Source organism: Nonomuraea longispora, assembly GCF_004348345.1.
Classification (GTDB): Bacteria; Actinomycetota; Actinomycetes; order Streptosporangiales; family Streptosporangiaceae; genus Nonomuraea; species Nonomuraea longispora.
On record NZ_SMJZ01000282.1, the window covers coordinates 1 to 9,035 of the forward strand.

Below are 9,035 nucleotides of genomic sequence, written 5' to 3' on the forward strand. Positions count from 1 at the left end.
GGGGGCGGCGGGCCACCTCGGCGGGGGCGCCCTGCTGGACGACGGAGCCGTTCTCGACGACGATCAGCCGGTCGGCCAGCACCATGGCGTCCAGCGGGTCATGGGTGACCAGGACGGTGGCGCCGTCGAAGTCGGCCAGGTGGCGGCGCAGCTGGGAGCGGATCTCCAACCGGGTGTGGGCGTCCAGCGCGGCCAGCGGCTCGTCGAGGAGCAGCAACCGCGGGCGTACGGCGAGCGCCCGCGCGAGCGCCACCCGCTGCGCCTGGCCGCCGGACAGCCGCCGCGGCCTGGAGGCGGCGTGGCCGGACAGCCCGACCCGCTCCAGGAGGGCGGCGGCGACACGGCGGGCCTCGGCCTTGGAGGCGCCCTGGCAGCGCGGCCCGAAGGCGACGTTGTCCAGGGCGGACAGGTGCGGGAACAGCAGGTAGTCCTGGAAGACCATGCCGATCGGCCGCCGCTCGGTGGCGAGCCCGTGCACGGCGCCGCCGTCGAGGGTGATGTGGCCGCCCGTCAGGGGGGTCAGCCCGGCGAGGGCGCGCAGCGCGGTGGTCTTGCCCGCGCCGTTGGGGCCGAGCAGCGCCACCACCTCGCCCGGCGCGACCTCCATGGCGAGGTCGAGGGTGAAGGCGGGTCTGACGACCACCAGACGGGCCTGCAGCGTCACGGGCTGTTCACCCACCGGTCGCGCAGGCTGGCCAGGATGACCACCGAGACGGCCAGCAGAACCAGGCTGAGCACGATGGCCGCCTCAGGCTCGGTCTCCAGCGCCAGGTAGACCGCCAGGGGCATCGTCCGCGTGGTGCCGGGGAAGTTGCCCGCGAACGTGATGGTCGCGCCGAACTCGCCCAGCGCCCGCGCCCAGCACAACACCGCGCCCGCCACCACGCCCGGCATGACCATGGGCAGCGTCACCCGCCGGAACACGGTCAGGCGCGAGGCGCCCAGCGTGGCGGCGGCCTCCTCGAAACGCCGGTCGGCGCCGCGCAACGCGCCCTCCACGCTGATCACCAGGAAGGGCATCGCGACGAACGCCTCGGCCACGATCACCCCCGCCGAGGTGAACGGCAGCGAGATGCCGAAGGCGGCCTCCAGCCACTGCCCGGCCAGGCCGCGCCGGCCCAGCACCAGCAGCAGGGCGACGCCGCCCACCACGGGGGGCAGCACGAGGGGTACGGTGACCAGGGCGCGTACGAGCCGCCGGCCGGGGAACTCCACCCGGGCCAGCAGCCAGGCCAGCGGCACGCCGAGCAACAGGCACACCGCGGTGGCGACGGTGGCGCACACGAGGGACAGCCGCAGCGCCTCCAGCACGTGCGGCTCCGCCAGGCGTACGAGCAGCGTGGGCCAGGGGGCGCGGACCAGCAGGCCGGCCAGAGGCAGCACGAGGAAGGCCAGCCCGGCGAGCGCGGGCACCACCAGCAACCACGGCAGCCGCCCCGAACCCCCGCGTCCGGCGCCCCTGGGCCGCTGGTGACCCGTGCCTCCGGGACGCCCCTCGGCCGGGGGGCGTCCGGCGGATCCACCACGCGGGCCGGGCGGCTGGGATCGCGACGCTGGGGTGTCCATCGTGATCAGGGGACCTCGAAGCCGGCTTCGGTCAGGGTGTCCCGGCCCTGCCGCGACACCACCAGGTCGACGAACCGGCGGGCCAGGTCACCGGCCGGGGCCTGCGCCAGGACGGCGATCGGATAGTCGTTGGCCGCCTGGTCGGCCTCGGGGAAGGCGATGCCCCGCACGTCGTCGCCGGCGGCCATCACGTCGGTCCTGTAGACGAGGGCCGCGTCGACCTCGCCGAGCTCGACCTTGGTGAGGGTGGCCTTGACGTCCTGCTCCAGGGTGACCGGGGTGACCTGGAGGCCGGCCGCGCCGAGCGCCTTGACCGCCGCGGCGCCGCACGGCACCTGCTCGGCGCAGAGCGCCACCTTCACCTGGGGATCGGCCAGGTCCTTCAGCTCGCCGACCTTGGCCGGGTTGCCGGCGGGCACGGCGATCTGCAGCTTGTTGCGTACGAACGTGGTGGGCGAGCCCGCGAGTGCGGCGTCGGTGACCGTCTTCATGGTGGCCGGGCTGGCCGAGGCGAACACGTCGGCCGGCGCCCCCTGGACGATCTGCTGGGCGAGCGTGGCGCTGGAGCCGAAGTTGAGCCGCACCGTGGTGCCCGGATGCGCGGCCTCGAAGGTCCTGCCGAGCGTGGTGAACGTCTCGGTCAGCGACGCCGCCGCGAACACCGTCACCTCCTTCGAGCCCCCGCCGGCGGACGCGGCCGGTCCGCCGCCACCGCAACCCGGCAGCCCCGCCAGCGCGAGCGCGACGGGCAGGACGATCGCCCATCGGGGAAGACGTCTGAACACCACAGGAGCGCTCCTCACACGTGACCGGCCACACGCTCGTGACCGGGGATCTCCACGACGACGTTGGTGGACTTGATCACGGCGACCGCCACCACCCCCGGCTCCAGGCCCAGCTCGTCGGCGGCCTGGCGGCTCATCAGCGACACCACGCGGAACGGCCCTGCGGCGATCTCCACCTGCGCCATCACCGCGTCGCGGAGCACCTCGGTGACGATCCCGCGGAAGCGGTTGCGCGCCGAGGAACGGCCGCCCTCGCCGTCGCTCTCGACCTGCGAACGGGCGAAGGCCGCCAGGTCGGCGCCGTTGACCCGCCGATGCCCGTGCTCGTCGCGATCGGCGGCCAGCCGGCCGGCGTCCACCCACCGGCGTACCGTGTCGGAGCTGACCCCGAGCAGCGCCGCGGCCTCGCTGATCCGGAACGTCGTCACAACCCTCACCATACTCTCCGCGCATTCCAGGGAAAATCCCGGGATTCCCTCGCAGAAGCGATCCGGAAGCCCACTCCGCCATGGCGTCCGCGAGGTCAGGAGCCCTCCGCCGCGGCCGTACGCGGCAGGCCCGGATGCGCGGCACCGCAACCCTCGCTAAAGTTCTTTGCGATCATCGACATTGATCGCGGTCGACGGCTCTCGCCACCGGGCTGAGGGCACGGCCGGGCGGTCGTGCAGCGTGGACACCGGGGGAGATGGGTTTGGCCGGCCAGAGCAGGGGGCGGCCGGGCTGGCTCCACGTGGGTGCGCTCGAGCGCCGCCTGACCCGGGCCTGGCAACCCGGCACCTTCCCGCCCGCCGAGTCGCTCCTGGCCGTCATGACGTTGTCCGCCGTGCCGCGGGCCCTGGGGGTCCGGCTGGCCGCACACCTCGACGGCGGCATCGTGGTCGGGCCGGGCGCCGTGCCCGACCTGCCCGGGTTCGAGGCCCTTCGCGGTGTCGCGCTGCCGTTCCAGCAGGGCCGCTGGGAGCGCAGTGCCGGCGTCTACGACCCCGGCCGGCGCCGCGTCGGCGTCGGCAGCGTGCCGTCCCCGTCGGTCAGCGTGGCCGGGCACGAACTGGGGCACGCCACCGACCACCTGGAAGGCCTGCCGTCGCGCGGGGCGTTCTGGGCCCACCTGCACGCGTCGCGCGCGCCGCAGTTGCCGCCGCCCTTCCGGGAGGACCCTGCCGAGCTCTACGCCGAAGCCTTCGCCTGCGTGCTCACCGGACGAGCCCGCCGCCTGATCCGCTTATTCGGGGACGAGCACGCCGCTCAGCGCGCCTACCTGTGGATTTCCGGCCGGTACGGGCTGGGCTGAGCGGATTTCCTTGCCCTGCTGAACGCGCGCGCTATTCTGAGGGGAGGATCGGTGACCGGTGAGACGGGAGGGACGCGCTCATGACCGCCATCATGCTGGCCGGCGGAGTCCTGCGCGTACCCGAGTCGAGCGTGTTGCCGGACGGCACCCGGGTGGACGGCACGCGCGACATCGCGCCCGACGCTCCCGACTACGCGACCTGGCTCCCGTACGTGATTCCCGAGGGAGCCGCCTGGCACGGCAGCACCGACGACGAGAGCATCCTGGCCCGCTGGCGCGCGGCCGCCAGCGCCTGAACCTGCCGCCGAGTTCCCGCGCGGACCCGGGACGCGTCCGGCGGGTGTCCGGTCGCTGTCCGGCGCACGCCCTGGCGATTCCCTCCAGGCGAGACAAGACTGCACCGTACCCGCCGGTTCGGCCACCTGTGGCGCGGCCGGATGTCGAAGCAGTGACAAAGGAGCTCGCCTGTCATGCGCATTCTGAAGGTCGTCGCGATTTCCGGGACCCTGGCCGCACTCGCGATGGGCACGTCCGCCCTGCCGGCGCAGGCGGCCGCCGGGTCGGTCTCGCCGGGCGTCCAGCGAGTCGTGCAGCAGTCGCCGGACGACTGCCTCGCCTACCTCAACGAGAACGGCTACGCGTCGACGCCGGCCAGGGTCAGCGCCTGCAACTCGCTCGTCGAGGCCTTCTGCATCGAGATCCTGGAGGACTCGCAGGTGCTCGCGCCGCACGCGGTGAACGCCTGCCGGCTCTCGTGAACGGCGGCATGTAACGCGGGACGCACGGCCTCCAGTCGGTGGGGGCCTATTTCTTCCTGGCGACGGGATGGGGAAGCCTGGGCTACTGGCTGGCCGCGCTGCTCGGCTCGGCGGCGATGGCTGATTACGCCGCCCTGGGGATCGGCGTCCTCATCGTGGCCGGGTTCGTCGCGATTCCTGCTGGTCGGGGGCACCGTTCTGGTGTTCCTGCCGCACCTCATGGTCAGGTGGGTCATCGGGCTCGACCACGTCGGCACCTTGACAGGTGTTCTCCGGCACACCCAGAATCGTCCGTAATGCTGAACTAGTGTCCATCATTATGGACGGTGTGCCATGAAAAGACGGGTGGTCGTCGCCAGCACCATCGGCACGGCCCTGGAGTGGTATGACTTCGGGCTGTACGGGCTGGCCTCGGCGTTGGTCTTCAACAAGGTCTTCTTCTCCGACGGCATGGGTACGACCGCGACCCTCGCGTCGTTCGCGACTTTCGCGGTCGGGTTCTTCTTCCGGCCGGTGGGCGGCGTGGTCATCGGCCACTTCGGCGACCGGATCGGGCGCCGTACCATGATGTTCGTCACGCTGGGGCTGATGGGCACGGCGAGCACGCTGATCGGCCTGCTGCCGACCTACGAGAGCATCGGCATGGCGGCGCCCATCCTGCTCGTGCTGCTCAGGATCCTGCAAGGGGTCGGTTCCGGGGCGGAATACGCGGGCGCCGCGCTGATGACGACCGAATACGCGGGCCGCCACAACCGCGGCTTCTGGGGCAGCTTTCCGGTGGCGGGCAACGCGGCGGGAGTTCTCCTCGCCTCCGGGAGCTTCACCGCCGTGTCCTCGATGCCGGACGACGTCTTCCTGTCCTGGGGGTGGCGGATCCCGTTCCTGGCCAGCTTCCTGGTCGCCGGCGTGGGCATCTACATCCGGACGAGAATCGCCGAGACCCCCGCCTTCCAGCGGGTACGCGAGGCCAACGAGGTCACGCGCGCCCCGCTCGCCGAGGCCCTGCGCGGGTCGCGGCGCACGCTCTTTCTGGCCTTCGTGGCGAACTTCGCCCCCAACATCGCCGGTTACGTGCCCGCGGTGTTCGTGCTCTCGTACGTCGCCGACACCGTCGGCGCACCGGAGAGTTCGGCGCTGATGGCGGTCACCGCCGCCACGTGCGTGCGGATGGTGACGCCCGCGCTGTTCGGGGCGCTGTCGGACCGGGTGGGCCGCAAGCCGGTCTACGTCGGCGGCGCGCTGTTCTGCGCGGCCATCTCCTTCCCCTTCTTCCTCCTTCTCGACACCGGCTCCGCGCTGCTCATCGCGGTCGCGGTGATCGCGATGCTGGGCATCGGCGACGGCGCGCTGCTGGGCCCGCAGCCCGCCTTCTACGCGGAGTTGTTCCGTCCCCAGGTGCGCTACAGCTCCATCGCCCTGTCGCGGGAGTTCTCCGCCGCGCTCATCGGCGGCACCGCGCCGTTCGTGGCCAGCGCGCTGGTGGCGGCGGCAGGAGGAGAGCCGTGGCTGGTGGCGGCGTACATCACCGTGGTCTACGCGGTGTCGGCGTGGGCCGCCCACCTGCTGCCGGAAACCCGCCATGCCGCTGAGGGCGCGGCCTTGGCATACGTACGAGGACGAGAGGAACACCCATGACCTTCGACGTGATCGTGGTCGGCGCGGGCGCGGCCGGAGTCGCCGCGGCGCTCGCGGCGGCGAGCAACGGCGCGCGCACAGCGCTGGTGGAGGCCTCGCCGTACCCCGGTGGGGAGCTGGTCGGCGGGCTGCCGCTGCTCGGCACTCGCAACAGCCTGGGCGAGCGCATCGTCGGCGGCCCGCTGGATTCTCTGCTGGACAGCTGCGCGTCCCTCGACGGCTATGTCGGCGACCTGTTCGACTGGCGCACCACGTGGGGCACCTGCGTCGACCCGGAGGCGATGCGCATCGCCGTGGTCGAGCAGCTCGCCGTCCGTTCGGTGACCTTCCTGCCCTCCAGCCTGGTGATCGCCGTCGAGACGGCCGACGGCGGCCCCGCGGCGGTGAGCGTGCTCGACCGGGCCGGGACGCGGTCAACGCTGACGGCGCACGTCGTGGTGGACGCTTCGGGGGACGGCTCGGTGTCCGAGCTGGCGGGCGCGCGGCTGGAGCGCGGCGACGTGCACGGCGGGTTCCAGCCGGTCAGCCTGACGTTCCGCATGGGCGGCGTCGACTTCGGGCCGCTGTTGCAGTTCGTACGCGACAATCCCGAGCAGTTCATGCTCGGTCAGAACCCCGTGATCGGCAAGACACCGGCGGAGTGCGCCGAGCGGGTGCACGCGTCCGGCCTGCCGTTCGTCGCGATGAGCGCCGAGGACCCCGGCTCCCTCATGGGCACCGCGATCGAGCAGGGCAGCCTGTACCCCACCACCGGCATGTGGATGTGGCCGACCTCGCTGGCGCGGCGCGAGCTCGGGCTGAACACGACGAGGGTGTCGGGCATCGACGCGATGGACGCCCGGGCGATGGGCGAGGCGCTGGCCACGCTCACCGGGCAGGTCCGCGCCGCCATCGGCTTCGTACGCAAGCACCTGCCCGGCTTCGCCGGCGCCCACCTGGCCGGGGCGGGACCGAAGGTCGGGATCAGGGAGACCAGGCGGGTGGCCGGGGAGCACACGCTGAGCGGCGCCGACGCGCTGCGCGGCCGCAAACACGCGGACGGCGTCGCCAAGGGCGGCCACCACGTCGACATCCACGGCAGCGGCACCTACCAGAAGCGGGTCCCCATCGAGGGCGGGCGCTCCTACGACATCCCCTATGCCGCACTCGTCCCGCGTCACGTGCGCAACCTGCTGGTCTGCGGGCGGGCGTTGTCGTCGGACCGGGAGGCGAACGGGTCCGCGCGGGTCATCGGCACCTGCATGGCGACGGGCCAGGCGGCGGGGACCGCGGCCGCGCTCGCCGCCCGTGCGGGACTCGGTGACGTACGGGAGGTGCCGGTCGGTGAGGTGCGCGACGTCATCCGCGCCCAGGGCGGCGTGGTGGACGGCACCGCGTGACGGGCGGCATCGGCGTGGAGCGTGACTAGACTGCGGCTAGGAAAACCGATCACCGCAGATCACCGCAGATCACCGCAGGAAAGGCCGGTGAGCACGTGCCGCCGAGACCGCATCCCACCGTGTCCCGCGTGGTCGTCATCCTGGAAACCGTCGCCGCCCGTCCGGAGGGCGTCACCCTGTCCGCGCTGGCGCGTATGGTCGGCATCCCGAAGTCCACGGTCCACACGCTGACCCAGGGACTGCTGGCCACCGACTACCTGTACGAGCGGGCAGGTCTGCTCTTCCTCGGGCCGGGCATCGAGCTGCTGACCATGCCGCTGGGCGACCACCCGCTCGAACGGCTGGCCCACGACGAGCTCGAACGGCTGGCGGCCGACACCGGCGAGACGGCGCAGCTCGCGGTGCGCTCCGGGGACAACCTCGTGGTGATCGACCAGGTGGAGTCGGCGCAGGAGATCCGCTACGCCGTCCCGTTGCGCTCGCGCCGTCCCCTGCTGACGACGTCGATGGGCAAGTTGTTCCTCGCCGACCTCGGCGCCGACGAGCTCACGTCGTTCCTGAAGGAGCGCGGCGAGCTCGCCACTCCCTCGGGGAAGACGATCCTCGCCGAGCGGGACACCATCAGGGAGAGCGGCGTCGCCTTCAACCTGGAGGAGTCGGTCGCAGGGGTGTGCGCGGCGGGCGCGGCGGTGCGCGGGGCCTCGGGGAAGGTGGTCGCCGCCCTGGTCGTCGCCGGTCCGGCCGCACGGATACGCCCGCAGGCGGAGGCCATCGCGGCGCGACTGCGCAAGACGGCGGAGCGGCTGTCCGACCGCCTCGCGCGCGGGTAGCCGCCCGGCCCGTCGTCCCGCCCCCGCGGTTGGAGCCGGAGCCGCGTGGGTAGCAGCGGTGCCAGTGATCGGGGAGGTGCGGGAACACGAGCGCCGAGGACGGAACGCATCAGGACGCGCAGCCGGTGCGGGTGACGTGGGGAACTGCGGCGTCGGCGACGCTGCACTGCCTCACCGGCTGCGCCATCGGCGAGGTGCTCGGCATGGTGATCGCCACCGCGCTGGGCTGGCACACCCTGCCCAGCATCCTGCTGGCCGTCGTCCTGGCGTTCGTCTTCGGCTACGCGCTCACCATGCGCGGCCTGATCCGGGCACGCCTGACGTGGCGCAGCGCGCTGCGGCTCGCGCTGGCCGCCGACACCGTGTCGATCCTGATCATGGAGATCGTCGACAACGGCGTCATGCTGATCATCCCCGGCGCCATGGACGCCGGGCTCGCCACGCTGCTGTTCTGGGGTGCGCTGGCGTTCTCGCTGCTGGTCGCGTTCGTCGTCACGACGCCGATCAACAAGTGGATCATCGGGCGCGGCAGGGGGCACGCGGTGATCCATGCCTACCACCACTAGCACGGACCGCGGGCCCGGCACGGCGGAACGGCCGGGCGCTCTGCCGCGCCCGGCTGTTCCGTAGGGCCGTACCGCCGGCTCGGTGGTGGTCAGCGGTTGGCGGCCAGGCTGGTGATCGGGTGTTCGCCGTCGGTCTGCAGCCGGTATTCGTGGCCGGAGACGGCGCGGTTGTCTTCGATGACGCGTTCGGAGGGTGCTTTCTCGCCGCCCATGAGGGCTTGTTGC

At 72.6% G+C, this 9,035-nt stretch carries 11 protein-coding genes; 7 read left to right on the forward strand and 4 right to left on the reverse strand.

Going from position 1 to position 9,035, the window contains the following annotated elements; all coding sequences use genetic code 11:
* The 4 genes from E1267_RS40590 to E1267_RS40605 form a co-directional block, all read right to left on the reverse strand.
* The coding region (locus tag E1267_RS40590; protein WP_425465127.1) for an ABC transporter ATP-binding protein at nucleotides 1-664 on the reverse strand (664 nt) is incomplete at its 3' end.
* Nucleotides 661-1,566, reverse strand: a complete 906-nt coding sequence (locus E1267_RS40595; protein WP_132341132.1) for an ABC transporter permease — start codon at nucleotides 1,564-1,566, stop codon at nucleotides 661-663. The genes E1267_RS40595 and E1267_RS40590, both read right to left, overlap by 4 nt.
* 5 nt (nucleotides 1,567-1,571) lie before the next feature.
* Nucleotides 1,572-2,354, reverse strand: coding sequence for a molybdate ABC transporter substrate-binding protein (gene modA, locus E1267_RS40600; protein ID WP_181957913.1), 783 nt, complete (start codon nucleotides 2,352-2,354; stop codon nucleotides 1,572-1,574).
* Between the two features lie 11 nt (nucleotides 2,355-2,365).
* The gene (locus E1267_RS40605; protein ID WP_132341134.1) at nucleotides 2,366-2,779 is read right to left on the reverse strand and encodes a TOBE domain-containing protein; all 414 of its coding nucleotides are present in this window, start codon (nucleotides 2,777-2,779) and stop codon (nucleotides 2,366-2,368) included.
* A gap of 263 nt (nucleotides 2,780-3,042) precedes the next feature.
* Between E1267_RS40605 and E1267_RS40610 the strand changes: the two genes are divergently transcribed.
* From E1267_RS40610 to E1267_RS40640, 7 genes are all read left to right on the forward strand, one after another.
* Complete coding sequence (locus tag E1267_RS40610) at nucleotides 3,043-3,642, forward strand: hypothetical protein (RefSeq protein WP_132341135.1); 600 nt, start codon at nucleotides 3,043-3,045, stop codon at nucleotides 3,640-3,642.
* A gap of 80 nt (nucleotides 3,643-3,722) precedes the next feature.
* On the forward strand, nucleotides 3,723-3,938 hold the full coding sequence (locus E1267_RS40615; RefSeq protein WP_132341137.1) for a hypothetical protein: 216 nt from the start codon (nucleotides 3,723-3,725) through the stop codon (nucleotides 3,936-3,938).
* A 174-nt stretch (nucleotides 3,939-4,112) separates the two neighbouring features.
* Nucleotides 4,113-4,400: a hypothetical protein gene (locus tag E1267_RS40620; protein WP_132341138.1), complete on the forward strand. Its 288-nt coding sequence runs from the start codon at nucleotides 4,113-4,115 to the stop codon at nucleotides 4,398-4,400.
* A 333-nt stretch (nucleotides 4,401-4,733) separates the two neighbouring features.
* Nucleotides 4,734-6,035 carry an MFS transporter gene (locus E1267_RS40625; RefSeq protein ID WP_132341140.1) on the forward strand — a complete coding sequence of 434 codons (1,302 nt, stop codon included), beginning with the start codon at nucleotides 4,734-4,736 and terminating at the stop codon, nucleotides 6,033-6,035.
* Nucleotides 6,032-7,414, forward strand: a complete 1,383-nt coding sequence (locus E1267_RS40630) for an FAD-dependent oxidoreductase (RefSeq protein ID WP_132341142.1) — start codon at nucleotides 6,032-6,034, stop codon at nucleotides 7,412-7,414. The genes E1267_RS40625 and E1267_RS40630 overlap by 4 nt, the downstream gene beginning before the upstream one ends.
* 128 nt (nucleotides 7,415-7,542) lie before the next feature.
* Nucleotides 7,543-8,244, forward strand: a complete 702-nt coding sequence (locus E1267_RS40635) for an IclR family transcriptional regulator (protein WP_132341144.1) — start codon at nucleotides 7,543-7,545, stop codon at nucleotides 8,242-8,244.
* Nucleotides 8,245-8,375: 131 nt separating this feature from the next.
* A complete protein-coding gene (locus E1267_RS40640; protein WP_246064627.1) occupies nucleotides 8,376-8,810 on the forward strand; it encodes a DUF4396 domain-containing protein in 435 nt (144 codons plus the stop codon).
* Nucleotides 8,811-9,035: the final 225 nt, after the last annotated feature.

Coding starts and splice junctions, on each gene's coding strand:
- E1267_RS40595 (WP_132341132.1), bottom strand. CDS start 1,566: ATGGACACCCCAGCGTCGCGATCCCAGCCGCCCGGCCCGCGTGGTGGA.
- E1267_RS40615 (WP_132341137.1), top strand. CDS start 3,723: ATGACCGCCATCATGCTGGCCGGCGGAGTCCTGCGCGTACCCGAGTCG.
- E1267_RS40620 (WP_132341138.1), top strand. CDS start 4,113: ATGCGCATTCTGAAGGTCGTCGCGATTTCCGGGACCCTGGCCGCACTC.
- E1267_RS40625 (WP_132341140.1), top strand. CDS start 4,734: ATGAAAAGACGGGTGGTCGTCGCCAGCACCATCGGCACGGCCCTGGAG.
- E1267_RS40630 (WP_132341142.1), top strand. CDS start 6,032: ATGACCTTCGACGTGATCGTGGTCGGCGCGGGCGCGGCCGGAGTCGCC.